This is a genomic window from Streptococcus sp. BS35b (assembly GCF_000286475.1).
Taxonomy (GTDB): Bacteria; Bacillota; Bacilli; order Lactobacillales; family Streptococcaceae; genus Streptococcus; species Streptococcus oralis_W.
Window position 1 is genome coordinate 114,450 of record NZ_ALKH01000002.1, and the last position, 14,163, is coordinate 128,612.

At 41.2% G+C, this 14,163-nt stretch carries 13 protein-coding genes; 4 read left to right on the forward strand and 9 right to left on the reverse strand.

Translation table 11 applies throughout. From position 1 onward, the window contains the following. Positions 1-32 precede the first annotated feature (32 nt). Positions 33-893 carry a DUF4299 family protein gene (locus tag HMPREF1149_RS04755; RefSeq protein ID WP_000852172.1) on the forward strand — a complete coding sequence of 287 codons (861 nt, stop codon included), beginning with the start codon at positions 33-35 and terminating at the stop codon, positions 891-893. 62 nt (positions 894-955) lie between these two features. On the opposite strand, the gene HMPREF1149_RS04760 is transcribed toward HMPREF1149_RS04755, so the two are convergent. The 6 genes from HMPREF1149_RS04760 to HMPREF1149_RS04785 form a co-directional block, all read right to left on the reverse strand. Continuing rightward, the gene (locus HMPREF1149_RS04760) at positions 956-1,918 is read right to left on the reverse strand and encodes a DUF6574 domain-containing protein (RefSeq protein ID WP_000191324.1); all 963 of its coding nucleotides are present in this window, start codon (positions 1,916-1,918) and stop codon (positions 956-958) included. 62 nt (positions 1,919-1,980) lie between these two features. After that, on the reverse strand, positions 1,981-2,913 hold the full coding sequence (locus HMPREF1149_RS04765) for a DUF4097 family beta strand repeat-containing protein (RefSeq protein WP_001229037.1): 933 nt from the start codon (positions 2,911-2,913) through the stop codon (positions 1,981-1,983). After that, complete coding sequence (locus tag HMPREF1149_RS04770) at positions 2,906-3,499, reverse strand: DUF1700 domain-containing protein (RefSeq protein WP_000198646.1); 594 nt, start codon at positions 3,497-3,499, stop codon at positions 2,906-2,908. The genes HMPREF1149_RS04765 and HMPREF1149_RS04770 overlap by 8 nt, the downstream gene beginning before the upstream one ends. Next, on the reverse strand, positions 3,486-3,812 hold the full coding sequence (locus tag HMPREF1149_RS04775; protein WP_000273860.1) for a PadR family transcriptional regulator: 327 nt from the start codon (positions 3,810-3,812) through the stop codon (positions 3,486-3,488). Before HMPREF1149_RS04775 ends, HMPREF1149_RS04770 begins: the two co-directional genes overlap by 14 nt. A gap of 155 nt (positions 3,813-3,967) precedes the next feature. Then, entirely contained in the window at positions 3,968-6,616 is a 2,649-nt protein-coding gene (locus HMPREF1149_RS04780; RefSeq protein ID WP_000414861.1) for a DUF2971 domain-containing protein, read from the reverse strand. A 202-nt stretch (positions 6,617-6,818) separates the two neighbouring features. Next, the gene (locus HMPREF1149_RS04785; protein ID WP_000744861.1) at positions 6,819-7,985 is read right to left on the reverse strand and encodes a CynX/NimT family MFS transporter; all 1,167 of its coding nucleotides are present in this window, start codon (positions 7,983-7,985) and stop codon (positions 6,819-6,821) included. A 221-nt stretch (positions 7,986-8,206) separates the two neighbouring features. On the opposite strand from HMPREF1149_RS04785, the gene HMPREF1149_RS04790 reads away from it, so the two are divergent. Together HMPREF1149_RS04790 and HMPREF1149_RS04795 are read left to right on the forward strand one after the other, a co-directional pair. Continuing rightward, a complete protein-coding gene (locus HMPREF1149_RS04790; protein ID WP_001114312.1) occupies positions 8,207-9,037 on the forward strand; it encodes a glycosyltransferase in 831 nt (276 codons plus the stop codon). A 75-nt stretch (positions 9,038-9,112) separates the two neighbouring features. After that, complete coding sequence (locus tag HMPREF1149_RS04795) at positions 9,113-10,963, forward strand: polysaccharide biosynthesis protein (protein ID WP_001035719.1); 1,851 nt, start codon at positions 9,113-9,115, stop codon at positions 10,961-10,963. A gap of 95 nt (positions 10,964-11,058) precedes the next feature. Here HMPREF1149_RS04795 and HMPREF1149_RS04800 read toward each other — a convergent pair whose 3' ends face one another. From HMPREF1149_RS04800 to sdaAB, 3 genes are read right to left on the reverse strand one after another with little or no spacing between them, the layout of a single operon-like run. Continuing rightward, positions 11,059-11,688, reverse strand: coding sequence for an HAD-IA family hydrolase (locus tag HMPREF1149_RS04800; RefSeq protein ID WP_001139318.1), 630 nt, complete (start codon positions 11,686-11,688; stop codon positions 11,059-11,061). A 21-nt stretch (positions 11,689-11,709) separates the two neighbouring features. Further along, positions 11,710-12,582: an L-serine ammonia-lyase, iron-sulfur-dependent, subunit alpha gene (gene sdaAA, locus HMPREF1149_RS04805; RefSeq protein ID WP_000500034.1), complete on the reverse strand. Its 873-nt coding sequence runs from the start codon at positions 12,580-12,582 to the stop codon at positions 11,710-11,712. Between the two features lie 8 nt (positions 12,583-12,590). After that, the gene (gene sdaAB / locus HMPREF1149_RS04810; protein WP_001191181.1) at positions 12,591-13,262 is read right to left on the reverse strand and encodes an L-serine ammonia-lyase, iron-sulfur-dependent subunit beta; all 672 of its coding nucleotides are present in this window, start codon (positions 13,260-13,262) and stop codon (positions 12,591-12,593) included. Between the two features lie 241 nt (positions 13,263-13,503). Here sdaAB and HMPREF1149_RS04815 point away from each other — a divergent pair, with 241 nt between their 5' ends. After that, positions 13,504-14,109, forward strand: a complete 606-nt coding sequence (locus tag HMPREF1149_RS04815; protein WP_000060311.1) for a LysM peptidoglycan-binding domain-containing protein — start codon at positions 13,504-13,506, stop codon at positions 14,107-14,109. Positions 14,110-14,163 lie beyond the last annotated feature (54 nt).

Below are 14,163 nucleotides of genomic sequence, written 5' to 3' on the forward strand. Positions count from 1 at the left end.
CTATATGTAAACGATTTCAAAGGAGGCCAGTTATGGCGGAAACATTTTTTATCCCAAATAAAGAAAGCATTCTAGGACAACAGGAGATTTTGACTGCCAAGTCCATTTTGGCCTTGGTGGAGGGCTTGGAGTCGCATAGTTATGATGCGGTCTATCTCCGTCAGCCCCTCAATCGTCTCGAGTATATCGAGTGTGGGATTGTGGGCCAGTCGCAATTTCTCTTTAAAGTGAACTATGCGGATAGCCGAAAAGGTTATCAAGTGGTGATTCCAGACTTCCTTACTAGAGCGGACTGGGAGATTGTAGAGACTCTCCTCCAGGCCCTATCGAGCAAGTTGGGGGAAGCGGTAGAAGGGCTAGATGGTTTTGATTTTGAAGCTTATTTCCGAGAAACGGTCAAGAATTATCTAGCGGATAAGGCGGCTCGTCTAGTATACTGCCAAGGGCTCTTGCCCCCTATCTATCTCAACAAGGAATACCTCGACAGCTTTTTAGCTGAGGATGGATTGGCACGTTTTGAAGAGCTGGTCAAGAAGGTTCAAGGCTCTGATGCCTACCTTGCCAGTGTGAAATTTTACCCAGACGCCCAAGGCAAGGTGCACGGTATCTACCACTTAGCCCAGGGAGTCAAAACGATTTTGCCAAAGGAACCCTTTGTACCAGCTCCTTATACCGAGCAGCTGGCAGGCAAGGAGCTTGTTTGGGAGATTGACCTAGTGACGATTTCTGGTGAGGGGTCCAAAGCAGAAGATTACGAATCCATCGCTCGCTTGGATTATGAAAAATTCCTAGAGTCACTACCAACAGCATTTTACCATCAACTAGATGCCAATCAACTAGAAGTACAAGCCATTTTGGGAAAAGATTTTGAAGAATTGGCAAGCATCGAATAGACATTGTTCAAAAAAGAGTAAGCATAAAAATCCCTGTCATTAATAAATGGCAGGGATTTTGGTTAAAAGAATGTCAGGATGCGAAGGTAGTCCACTGTCAGCGCAAGCTCTGCAATGAAGAAGGGTAAGAGAATAGCACCATCAAGTAAGACAGCTAGCAGGAAACGATAAAATGGGTCCAGGCTACTGGCCTTACTTGGCTTGCTAATCACAAAGAGATTGCCAAGGGCAAAGATGGCCATGCTTAGAAGAGTGAGGATGCCAGCGAATCGCAAGCCACCAAAAAGTGCAAAGAAACTTGCTATAGCTGTTAGGACAAGCGGGATAGCAAAGAGTCGGCTGTAACGATCGCAAGCTTCTTGGAAGGTGAAGTCGCTCTCCTGGTCCAGTACACGTCGGACAGTAAAGCCTCCCAAAATGATAGAAAAGTAAAATAGAGCGCTAGCGACCAAGATAGAAAGCCCAGCAAAGAGATCTAAAGGAGGGAGCTGATTAGGGAAATTATTGGCAATAGAGGCCATATAGCCGTAGTAGAGGTGTTTGATATGATAGATACTAAAGAAAAGGTTAATCGAGGATAGCAAAGTGAGCAGGCCAAAGACACTGTAACGATGCTTTTGGTCCGTAGTTTTGCTGGCAGTTGGTTCTTGGATAGCATCCAGCAGCCAAGTCCAAAGGAGTGCGATTTCTTCTTTTAATCGGGCAGTTTTACGAGGGTCAATATCTGGGATATAGGGGCTTTCTAAAGCCTTGCTGAGGATACTTTTTTCTTTTGCAGGGTTTTCTTGCTTGTGCTCCTCTTCAGCTTTCCCTTCTCCCTCTTCCTTGGTTTGGGCTTCTTCAATCATTTCGGGAGCTTCCTCCTCATGCCTTTCCAACTCTTTAGGTGAGACAGAAGTTTCTTCGCTTACTTGTGGTTCAGCTTCCACAGTTTCTGAAGTCTCAGACTCGTTGGGCTGGATTTCTAATTTCGTCTGAGGTGATTTCTTCTCAAGATCGGCACTTTCAAACCATTCTTGTGTCATGGTGGAACCTCCTTTTTTATGGTCGTTTTCTATCTTTAGACTAGCAGATGGAAGCGTTTTTGTCAATGATTTCTAGGTGGAGCAGAGTACTCTTCTTCCTTGGGGAGGTAGATATCCTGATTGGCTTTTATAATGAGCATATCCTTAACATCTGCTTTGTCTGTCTTGTAGGGGTTGGCAAGTTCATTCTCTCTTTGTCGAGGGTGTTCTCTTTGTGCATTATGATAAATACCACCATGCTGGGAAGAAATGTCTAAATTGATACGATCGAATTCTGCCTTAGAGAGAAAGAGTCTTAAGTCGTTATGAGAGTCTAGCTCAACCTTGCCGTGGACCTTGATATTTTCAGCATAGATGTGTTCCTCTTCGGTCTTGACCTGGCTATCTGTAAATTCGGTATCAAAGATATTGATGATATGAGGTGTCGTTAGTGTACTATTCTTGATAGAGCTTTCTGTTATTCTTAAGAGATAGCCTTTTGTTTTGATTGTCGCATTTTCAAGATTGGCTTGACGAATATTGGTTTGTCCACGATTGGCTGAGACGGTGATAGCTTGCAGCCTTCTTCCTTTGGGGAGGGAGAGAATGACTTCGTCAAAACGGTTAGAATAACTGCTGGCAATACGAAGTAAGCCTTCGATTCCTGAACCGAGAAAACGATGTTGGGAGGCTTGTTTGTCAGTGACGCTCAGTGTTTTGTCACTCATGCCAGTAGTCAGATCGTGACGACCAGACACGGAAGGATGATAGGTGATATGGATCTTGTCATCTACAGACTCTGTGATGGTTAGGCTGTGTTCCTCAAGGGTCAAATCAAGTTTTTCCACTTCATTTCCAAAGGTCACTTCTTCGATACGATTGTCATAGACGGGGTCTTTTGACATGGCAAGCAAACTTTGAATACCATTGGACTGGGCGCCTACAATGATCATGATAAAACCAAGGATTGTAGAAACCACACCAAAGATGAGAAATCCTTTTGTCAATTTACGCATGTCTGTCACCTCTCTTTCCTTTTTTAAGAATCCACTGCACCAAGCGGACGATCAGGAGGCCAAAGAAACGAGCTACATAGGAGATACCTAGTAGAACAAGAGAAGAAGCACCGATAGAAAGCAAACCGGCCCCAAAAATCAAGATAAAGGCAGATTTGGCTTCGACTAGGACGCTAAAGCTCTCTACGATAAAGAGTCCGCCCAGTAGGATGCCCGTCACCGAAACGGTAAAAAAGGCTAAAATGACGGAGACAGCCGCGATAAAAATACCGATGATGGCCATGAGGATGCCGATTCCGACCGGAATTCCGATAGGAGCTACTAGCAGGGCCAGGAGGGCAATATGTAGCAGTTGGCGGTCATTCTTTTGAGCAGGTGCCTCATTGACTTTTTTATCGAGAAGATCAGAGAGGACATCATGAGCCGCTTCTTTTGGAGTTCCTAGACTAGCAATGAGTTCCTCTTCACCCTCTGGACCAGCATCGTCAAATAGTTCCTTAAAGTAGTCCATAGCTTCGATACGGTCAGCTTCAGGCAGTTTATGGAGATAGGTTTCTAACTGAGTCAGATAGTCAGTTCTTGTCATGGCGGATACTCCCTTCTATGATGCCGTTGACGGTGTCGGTATAGAGCGTCCACTCTTCCTTTAGAGTAACGAGCTGCTCTACGCCCCGATTGGTCAAGGAGTAGTATTTGCGCATACGCCCCTGAAACTCTCTAGAGTAGGTGGTCAGAAAGCCGCTGGCTTCCAATTTTTTGAGAATGGGATAGAGCGTAGATTCTTTGATATTGGCGATGAGCTTAATGGTTTGACTAATCTCATAACCATAAGAATCCCCCTGCTCCAGTACAGCCAAGATGAGAAACTCAATCAAGGCAGAGGATGTTGGGAAGTACATGGGAAACCTCCTTTATATTATATAAAAATTTTATATATACTCTTTTCAAATATATTGTATCTCAATATGAAAGCCCTGTCAAGAAATATGTGTAAAAATTTTATATATAAAAAACTCCTAGTAAAAACTAGAAGTTTAGAGAATGTTGTCAGCCTTTATCTAAATTTTATCGTAGATTTCTTATACTTAATTTTCTTATCTAAAAGTTTTAATAAAGGGGTAACGTATTCAGGATTCGGAAACTTAGGACCGAAAATGACCTCCTCAATTTGAATTGAATTTTTTCGTTCTACATAAAGTTTACCCACCCCAGAAGTTTTGTCAATTTTGATTTCATCATTACTTGGGTCTAGATTAGCATAGCGCAAGATACGCAGTTCATTCTCATATTTGTAATCGACAGATTTAAATAAGTAGCGAATCTCTTCGATGCAGTTAGCAATGGCTTTTTTATAGAATGGATCCTCTGAATTTTTATAGTCTGTTAATTCTGATTTTAAATTTCTTAACAATTCTTTTAATCGCGTTACTTCTGCACTGGTGAATAGTTCAGTTTCTTCGATGTAGAATTGTTCATCGGAGTAATGAACATATGCTACGCGATATAAATAATCCATATCATTCTTCGGTGTAGAATGTTTGTCTTCATAATTTTGTGTACTTTCATTGTCTCTAGTTGACTTCTTTTTGTCGGATTCATTTAGAGAGTTATCGTTTTGGATTTCAACACTTGATTTCATTTTATGACCGATTTGTTTATCTGAGTTTTTTTGATACCAAGGAAGGTCACTAAGTGAATGATAGCGAGCAAAATCATTCTCCTTTAGTACAATACAGACCCCTTCTGCATTATTTCCATATTGCGACCACATAGCTAGATCATCTGTTTTGCTAGTAAAACTCATTAAAAACCAAGAGCTAGGTTCCAAAGGATTGCGTTTTTCTAATTTTAAAATATTTTCTAGAATAACACCTTCTTCAGGATCGTTCATGTAGTTGGCGTTATTCAGGCGTGTTTTTCCTGAGCTGGAGAATGGAGGTTTATCCTCTTTTCCTAGTATGCTTTGGAGAGTTTCTCCTGAAGTATAGTGACCAAATTTTAGTTTTCTATTTTTTTCCTCAGCTTTTAATCCAAGTTCATACTTAAGTTGTTGAACAAGCGTATAGATCTTGATTAACTGATTGATTTTCTGGGAGTCATCTCCGTAATGCTCTATCCAGGCTTTTAAAATATCGTATTTTGTATCGGAGATGATACCAAGTTTTAAGGTGCGAATAAGCAAATTTTTCTCTTTTTCATCTTTCCCTTCTTCAATAGATGAATCAAAACAAAGTTTATCCAGAGCTTTTACGATATTAGTAGTGGAAATCTGAACTTGATCTTGCTTAAATTGTTCTTCGTTTTCGAGTATTTCGATGAGCATATTTAAAATTTTAATACTCGGAATAGATTCTAGTGACTGATAGATATCGTTTAGGAGGTTTGATTGGTCTATTTGATTATTTTTTACCAAATCCATCCGAGCTGTAAGATATTGAACAGTGATTTCTTCAGATTGTACGAATCTATCGTGTAGTCTCTTTAGTTTATCTATGATTTCAAGTTTTTCCTCTTCATTTTGTTGTTTGGTGATAATTTTGGCAAGAGCTTTAGCGTAGTATAAAGTGATATCTTCAGTTTTTTCAAAACTTAAAGCGATTTTCTTCAGTTTAGAAGCTGTATCATTCAATTTATCTAAGTTGGTTTGTTCAAGTGATAAATTGAATAAAGCCATAGCATATTGTAACGCAATATCTTCAGACTGTTTAAACTGCTCAAAAATTTGTTGAATTGAATTAGCGGTCTTACCTAGTTCTTCTACATTTATTTGTTTAGCTGACAAATTGACTAAAGCCATAGCATATCGTAACGCAATATCTTCAGACTGCTTAAACTGCTCAAAAATTTGTTGGATTAAATTAGCAGTATTCCCTCTCTCTTCTACATTTATTTGTTCAACTGACAAATTGACTAAAACCATAGCATATCGTAACGCAATGTTTTCAGATTGCATGAATTGCTCAAAAATTTGTTTGACTGAATTCACAGTCTTGCTTAGTTCTTCTACATTTACTTGCTCACTTGACAAATTGACTAAAGCCATAGCATATTGTAAAGTAATTTTTTCAGACTGATTGAACTGTTCAAAAATTTGTTTGACTGAATGAATGGTCTTGCCCAGTTCTTCTATATTTGCTTGTTTAGCTGATAGATTGACTAAAGTCATAGCATATCGTAATGCAATGTCTTCAGAATGTTGAAACTTTAAGGTTAAAGTCTCTATTTCTGATATGGTTTCTTTACGATCCTTGATATCATTTTGCCTGTTTGAAAGATTGAATAAAGCACTAGCATAACGTAATGCAATGTCTTCAGACTGCTTGAAGAGTTCAAAAATTTCTTTGACTGCATTAGCAGTGTTTTGTAATTCCTCAACAATTTCTTGTTTAGCTGACAAATTGACTAAAGTCCTAGCATAATGTAATGCAATGTCTTCAGACTGCTTGAAGAGTTCAAAAATTTCTTTGACTGCATTAGCGGTGTTTAGTAGTTCCTCAACATCTCCTTGTTCAACTGACAAATTGAACAAAATTCTAGCATAGCGTAATGCAATGTCTTCTGATTCAGGGTATTGCTCATAAATTATTCTTGCTTTTTCTGCTAGAGTTTCACAGGCAGACTTATCTGTCTCCTTGGCTGATAAGTTAAGGAGCTTATCTAACTCTGCTAAACTTTGATCCAAATTGTATTTCTGTTTTTCCATTCTGTGCACCTCGCTTGAAATAGTAGCTATCTTATAAACTAATTTATTTTTCGAATGACAATTGGTTTCTATACATTTTATTATATCAAAAACGCCATCTTTCTGCTAACAGATGTATGGTGCTTTTTGTTGAAATAAGCACTAAAAAAGCCAGACAGAGTCTGGCTTTACATTGTTTATATCTGAGAAGTATTTTAGAAAATTAAAGAATCTTATCAGCCCGATCTACCATAAAGAGTGAGACGGTCATGATGATATCGATGACTAGAAGGGCAAGGACAGCTGGGATCCAAGATTGGAAAAGTTCAAAACTATAACCAAACAAGGCAGGACCAAAAGCTGCTAAGATGTAGCCCCCTGTTTGCGCTAGTCCTGACAGCTGGGCTGTCTTTTCAGGAGAACTGGTTTTAAGAGAGAAGCAAACCATGAGGTAGGGGAAGAGGGCACTGCAGGCCGTTCCAATCAAGAGATGAACGACTAACCAGTAGAGGAAATTATTGGCTGGATACAAGAGCATAGCAATTCCTATCATACCAGCGATAGAGATAATTGCCAGCATGATTCGACGATGACCATCTAACAGACGAGTTGTCAGACTTGGAACAGTCATTGAAAAAGGAATGCTGATCAGTGAGAAAATAGAAGCGAGGAGAGCCGCATCTTTATTAGAAAGACCAGCACTAATGGCTATCGTTGGTAGCCAGGTCATGCTCGTATAAAAGAGCAAGGACTGAAGACCACCAAAGATAATGATGGCCCAGACATCTTTACTTTTTAGAATATTCTCTTTGACTTGCTTTTCTTTTTTGCTTTCTAGGTGGTGGTTGTGGCGATGATTTGGCAACCAGACTAGAAGAGTGACTAGACAGAGAAAGCTGAGCACGAGGATGAGGCCCTTCCAAGAACTAGCTTGAGTGATAGGGACCGAAAGATAAGAAGCGATGGCCGTTGAAACCCCCATGGCAGTGACATAGAGAGTTGTTAGGAAACTAATCTTTTGAGGCTGATTTGCCTGGATCATACTTGGGAGGAGTACATTGAAAATAGCAATGCTCGCTCCGATGATCAGAGTTCCTAGATAGAGAAGGGGAAGATTGAAGATACGAATGGCAGAGCCAACAGTTAAGAGGAGGAGACAGTAAGTAAAGAGATGTTCCAACCCGATTTTTTGTGCCAAGAGGCTCGCAAAAGCAGAGAAAAGAGCAAACATCAAGAGAGGGAGACTGGTTAAAATCCCAAGAGAACTAACCTCCACTCCTAATCCTTGAGCGATATCTCCTAAAATGGTTGGAAGAGCAGTGAAAGGAGAGCGTAAAACAGTCCCGATTAAGACAATTCCTAGAACAAAAAAGAGCGATTGTTTTTTCATAAAAACCTCGAATAGATGATTTTAATAACAGCTTATTTTAAGGTTTTTTCCATATAATGTCAAGTAATGACAGCTAAGAAAGTTCGATTGATTTAAGCGAGAATAGAGTGAAAGGAGATACATTTCTTTACTAGAATTTTCCTTGATTTGATATAAAAATAGGAAAGTGAGAAAATTTGTGATAAAATAGTGGAAGGAAATCTATATATTGGAGAAAAACGGTGCCTGAAAAGCAAAAAATCAGCGTCTTGATGTCGGTTTATGTAAAGGAAAGCCCGACGTTTTTGAGAGATGCTATCAAAAGTGTTCAAAATCAAACCTTGAAACCGAGTGAACTTGTTCTTGTTGAGGATGGGCCCCTCACGCCAGAGCTCTATCAGGTGCTAGATGAAGTGGAAGCTCAGTCAGACATTCCAGTGAAACGGTGCCCCTTAGAGCAAAATCAAGGTTTAGGCTTGGCTCTTCGATACGGTGTTTTACAGTGTCAGTATGACATTATTGCACGGATGGATACGGACGATTTAGCCGTTCCAGATCGTTTTGAGAAACAGCTTCAACTAATGGAGAAAGAAGATCTCGATCTCTTAGGTGGGCAGATTGCAGAGTTCATTGACAATCCAGATGAGATTGTGTCTTATCGTCGTGTTCCAACTCAGCACGCAGACATTGTGGCTTATCAGAGAATGAGAAGTGCTTTTAACCATATGACAGTCATGTTCAAAAAGGACATGGTCCTCAAAGCGGGCAACTACGAAGACGGGCTTTACATGGAGGATGATCTCCTCTGGCTCAATATGATTACGGCAGGTGCCAAGACTGGCAACCTAGATCAAATCTTGTGTAAGGTTCGTGTAGGTGCAGGAATGTTTGAGCGTCGAGGTGGCTTGCGTTACCTTAAATTCTACCGTCAAGCTCGCCAACGGATGCTTGAGCGAGGGCAAATTTCTTACATGGAATATGCTAAAAGTATGTTCATTCAGGCAATTGTTGCACTTTGTCCAGGCTTTGTACGTCAGTTTATCTTTGTCAAACTTTTAAGAAAGAGCAAGTAAGACCTGATAGATTGAACGATTCGGGTTATCATAACAATAGTATCATCTGACTCTTTTAAGGGGGAGTAAATTCCTATGAATAAAAAACTAACAGATTACGTGATTGATCTGGTTGAAATTTTAAATAAACAGCAAAAACAAGTATTTTGGGGGATATTCGATATTCTGAGTATGGTGGTTTCCATCATCGTATCTTATATCTTGTTTTATGGCCTTATAAATCCTGCGCCTGTGGACTATGTGATCTACACTCTTTTAGCCTTCCTTCTCTATCAAATCATAATTGCATTTTGGGGGCTGAATGCTAGTATTAGTCGCTACAGTAAGATTACGGATTTTATGAAAATCTTTTTTGGAGTGACTCTCAGCAGTGTTCTTTCTTATGGAATCTGCTATGCCTTTCTTCCATTATTTTCTATCCGTTTCATCGTGCTCTTCATTTTGTTGAGTACCTTCCTCATCTTGCTTCCTCGCATCACCTGGCAGTTGATTTATTCTAAACGTAAAAAGGGTAGTGGAGATGGAGAGCATCGCCGTACCTTCTTGATTGGTGCGGGAGATGGTGGCGCCCTCTTTATGAATAGCTACCAACATCCAACCAGTGAGCTTGAGATAGTGGGGATTTTGGACAATGATGAAAAGAAAAAAGGGCAAAAACTAGGTGGAATCCCAGTTCTAGGCTCTTATGACAATCTACCTGAATTGGCCAAACGTCACCAAATCGAGCGTGTTATCGTAGCAATCCCTTCGCTTGATCCATCAGAGTATGAACGTATCTTGCAAATGTGTAATAAACTAGGTGTCAAATGTTACAAGATGCCTAAAGTTGAGACAGTTGTTCAAGGATTACATCAATCAGGTAGTGGTTTCCAAAAAATTGATATCACAGACCTTTTGGGCCGTCAGGAAATTCGCCTTGACGAATCACGTCTGGGTGCAGAAATTACAGGTAAGACCATCTTGGTGACAGGAGCCGGTGGTTCGATTGGTTCGGAGATTTGTCGCCAGATTAGTCGCTTCAACCCAGAGCGTATCGTTTTGCTTGGACATGGTGAAAATTCAATCTACCTTATTTATCATGAGTTGATTCGTAAATTCCAAGGGATTGATTATGTTCCTGTCATTGCAGATATTCAGGATTATGATCGTCTTTTACAAGTGTTTGAACAGTACAAACCAGCTATCATCTACCATGCTGCAGCCCACAAACACGTTCCGATGATGGAACGCAATCCAAAAGAAGCCTTCAAGAACAATATCCTCGGGACTTACAATGTTGCCAAGGCTGTTGATGAAGCCAAAGTACCTAAGATGGTCATGATTTCGACAGACAAGGCGGTCAATCCACCGAATGTTATGGGTGCGACTAAGCGCGTGGCAGAGTTGATTGTCACTGGCTTTAACCAACGTAGTAAATCAACCTACTGTGCAGTTCGTTTTGGGAATGTTCTCGGTAGTCGTGGTAGCGTGATTCCTGTCTTTGAACGTCAGATTGCTGAAGGTGGTCCTGTAACGGTGACAGACTTCCGTATGACACGTTACTTCATGACCATTCCAGAGGCTAGCCGTCTGGTCATCCATGCTGGTGCTTATGCCAAGGACGGAGAAGTCTTTATCCTTGATATGGGCAAACCAGTTAAGATCTACGACTTGGCTAAGAAAATGGTCCTTCTAAGCGGGCACACGGAAAGTGAAATTCCAATCGTTGAGGTCGGTATCCGACCAGGTGAAAAACTCTATGAAGAACTCTTGGTTTCGACCGAATTGGTTGATAACCAAGTCATGGATAAGATTTTCGTTGGTAAGGTAAACGTCATGCCTCTAGAAGCCATCGATCAAAAGATTGAAGAGTTCCGTTCACTCAGCGGAGATGAGCTCAAAGAAGCGATTATTTCCTTTGCAAATGAGACAACCCACGTTGAGTAAGAGTGTCCAACCAATTAATTATAAATAGAAAGCCAAGGTTCTGTTTGTACAGGACCTTGGCCTTTTTACTCTGTAATTTCAAATCGTTGTATTATTTATAGTTGCTTAATGATATCGTCAATGGTATGGGCAATCCAGTCAGGTTGATAGCTGAGTAAATCAGCCTCTTCTCCAAATCCCCAAGTAACAGCGAACTTTTTAATGCTAGTTTCTTGGGCTCCAATCATATCAAACTTGGTATCTCCGATGATAAGGACTTGGTCTGCAGGAAGTTGATGCGTTTGCAAGGCGTAACGGATGACATCCGCCTTGTGAGGCGTTTCAGGACTAGAGCCGTAAATACCATCAAAGAAATGATGGATTCCCAGATTTTTAGTCATATCATGAGCAGTAGGAGTATTCTTTGTAGTAGTGATGTAGAGAGGATAGTTTTTCGAGAGTTCTTGAAGCAATTCCGTCATTCGGGGGAAGAGCTGCGCTTCGTGGATTCCTTTTTTCTTGTAGTAAGAGCGGTAGATTTGAACAGCCTCTGAGATTTGCTCCTTGGGAAGACATGTTGCAAAACTACTTTCAAGTGGCGGTCCCATAAAACCACGAATGGTTTTGGCATCAGGGCTTGGAACTCCTAGTTGTTCAAAGGTATGGGTAAAGGCATTGTGGATCCCGAGGGAACTGTCAACCAGAGTTCCGTCTAGATCAAAAAAGATTGCTGAGATAGAGGGCATAGTTTCTCCTAATAGATAAGCTTATTCTCCGAAGATTTCTTTTTGTAGGCGACGACCAGTCGGGGTGGCTGCGAGTCCACCTTCAGCCGTTTCACGAAAGGCAGTTGGAAGACTTGATCCGACTTGGTACATGGCATCGATGACTTCGTCAACAGGGATCTTAGACTCGATACCTGCCAAGGCCATATCTGCTGTGATAAAGGCAAAGCTGGCTCCCATGGCATTGCGCTTAACACAGGGAACTTCAACCAAACCAGCGACGGGGTCGCAGATGAGGCCCAGCATATTTTTAATGACAAAAGCGATGGCTTGGCTAGCCTGATACGGGGTTCCACCTGCAGCCAAGGTTAAGGCTGCGGCACTCATGGCAGAGGCAGAGCCAACTTCTGCCTGGCAGCCACCTTCAGCACCTGAGATAGAAGCGTTGTTTGCGATAACCAATCCAAAGGCACCCGCAGCAAAGAGGAAATCGAGCTGTTCTTTGTGGCTGAGATCAAGTTTTTGGATAGCAGCAGTGAGAACAGCTGGCAGACAGCCAGCACTTCCTGCGGTTGGAGTGGCACAGACCAAACCCATTTTAGCGTTGTGTTCGTTGACCGCGATGGCATTTCGGGCTGCTGATAGGATGGTAAAGTCAGACAAGGCCTTGCCACTTTTGAGATGGCGGTCTAGTTTGGCAGCATCGCCACCTGTCAGGCCACTACGGGATTTATTTTCACTGAGACCGAGCTCAACAGAGGCTTTCATGACTTCTAGATTGCGTTCCATGAGGAGGAGAACTTCTGGGCGTTCCCGACCGGTTAATTGATATTCTGTCGCAATCATGAGTTCTGCGACATTTCCTTGGAAGTCTAGATCTGCTTGCTCGACCAATTCTTTGATAGAATAAAACATGTTTCCTCCTACTTAAAGAAATTGACATTGTGGAGATGAGGGATTTTTCGGATTTCTTCAATCGCCTCTTCGCAACTTCGACTATCGACTTCGATAATCATAATGGCTTTTTCTCCAGCTTTTTCCCGAGTCACATTCATCTGGGCGATATTGATATCATAGCGTGAAAGTGCCTCTGTAACGAGGGCAATCATACCTGGAATATCTTGATGAACGATGATGATAGTCGGTGTATTCATATTGAGAGAGACGGCAAAGCCATTGAGTTCGGTTACCTGAATATTCCCTCCACCGATGGAAATCCCTGTCACACTAATGGACTTATGGTCATTCTTCACAGTGATTTTAGTGGTGTTAGGGTGAGGTGCGTTACTGTCTTTCTGAATGGTCCAGACAATCTTGATACCACGCTTATGGGCAATCTCGAGACTATTTGGAATGTCGGGATTGTCCGTATCCATACCTAAAATACCAGCGACGAGAGCAAGGTCAGTTCCATGACCACGATAGGTCTTGGCAAATGAGTTAAACAATTGGAATTCTACCTCTGTTGGCGTATCGTCAAAGATGGAGGAGACGATTTTCCCAATACGAACAGCTCCAGCTGTGTGGCTACTTGATGGGCCAATCATGACTGGTCCGATAATATCAAAGACAGATTGAAAACGAAGTGATTGCATCTGTTTCCCCTTACAAAGATTCTTATATCTATTATACCAAAGAATGGACCTCTGCGCTTATTTCCCTTATCAAAAGCTCAAAATGATTAAAGATAGTATAAAATAAGGTCTTTTGTGACAAAAACCTCCTTAAAACGGTAAATATAAAACATTTTTGTAATATTTCTACATATAACCGTTAAACAACGGTAACATTTAAAAGGTATCATAGATATATTCAATGGAAGGAGAATTTTTAGATATGTCATTAACAACTAAAAAAATCAAAACAACTATCGCAGGAGTAGCAGCCTTGCTTGCTTTCTTTGCCCCAGCTCTTGCATCTGCACAAGAAACTGTAACTTACACTGTTAAATCAGGTGATACTCTTTCAGAAATCGCTGAGAAGTACAACACGACTGCTGAAAAATTAGCAGCAAAAAACAATATCAAAGATATCCACCTTATCTATGTTGACCAAGTTTTGGTCATCGAAGGGACAGCTTCTACTGCAGCTCCAGCAGCAACAACGGAAGAAACAGCTCCAGTAGCTACAGAAACAGTTGAAGAAGCTCCAGCTGCAACTACAACTTATGAAGCACCAGCAGCAGAAAGCAACACTGTAGCAACATCTACTGTAAGTGGTTCTGAAGCAGAAGCCAAAGAATGGATCGCTCAAAAAGAATCAGGTGGTAGCTACACAGCTACAAACGGCCAATACATCGGACGTTACCAATTGACAGATTCATACTTGAACGGTGACTACTCAGCTGAAAACCAAGAACGTGTAGCAGATGCCTACGTTGCAGGACGCTACGGCTCATGGACAGCTGCCAAGAACTTCTGGCTTAACAACGGTTGGTATTAAGAATACAAGAGTCCTTTAGGGCTCTTTTTTTGTTTTTCAAGAACAAAAAGTGTA

Excerpts from the sequence above, each read along its gene's own strand:
- HMPREF1149_RS04755 (WP_000852172.1), top strand. The coding sequence starts at position 33 with ATGGCGGAAACATTTTTTATCCCAAATAAAGAAAGCATTCTAGGACAA.
- HMPREF1149_RS04760 (WP_000191324.1), bottom strand. The coding sequence starts at position 1,918 with ATGACACAAGAATGGTTTGAAAGTGCCGATCTTGAGAAGAAATCACCT.
- HMPREF1149_RS04765 (WP_001229037.1), bottom strand. The coding sequence starts at position 2,913 with ATGCGTAAATTGACAAAAGGATTTCTCATCTTTGGTGTGGTTTCTACA.
- HMPREF1149_RS04770 (WP_000198646.1), bottom strand. The coding sequence starts at position 3,499 with ATGACAAGAACTGACTATCTGACTCAGTTAGAAACCTATCTCCATAAA.
- HMPREF1149_RS04775 (WP_000273860.1), bottom strand. The coding sequence starts at position 3,812 with ATGTACTTCCCAACATCCTCTGCCTTGATTGAGTTTCTCATCTTGGCT.
- HMPREF1149_RS04780 (WP_000414861.1), bottom strand. The coding sequence starts at position 6,616 with ATGGAAAAACAGAAATACAATTTGGATCAAAGTTTAGCAGAGTTAGAT.
- HMPREF1149_RS04785 (WP_000744861.1), bottom strand. The coding sequence starts at position 7,985 with ATGAAAAAACAATCGCTCTTTTTTGTTCTAGGAATTGTCTTAATCGGG.
- HMPREF1149_RS04795 (WP_001035719.1), top strand. The coding sequence starts at position 9,113 with ATGAATAAAAAACTAACAGATTACGTGATTGATCTGGTTGAAATTTTA.
- HMPREF1149_RS04800 (WP_001139318.1), bottom strand. The coding sequence starts at position 11,688 with ATGCCCTCTATCTCAGCAATCTTTTTTGATCTAGACGGAACTCTGGTT.
- sdaAA (WP_000500034.1), bottom strand. The coding sequence starts at position 12,582 with ATGTTTTATTCTATCAAAGAATTGGTCGAGCAAGCAGATCTAGACTTC.
- sdaAB (WP_001191181.1), bottom strand. The coding sequence starts at position 13,262 with ATGCAATCACTTCGTTTTCAATCTGTCTTTGATATTATCGGACCAGTC.
- HMPREF1149_RS04815 (WP_000060311.1), top strand. The coding sequence starts at position 13,504 with ATGTCATTAACAACTAAAAAAATCAAAACAACTATCGCAGGAGTAGCA.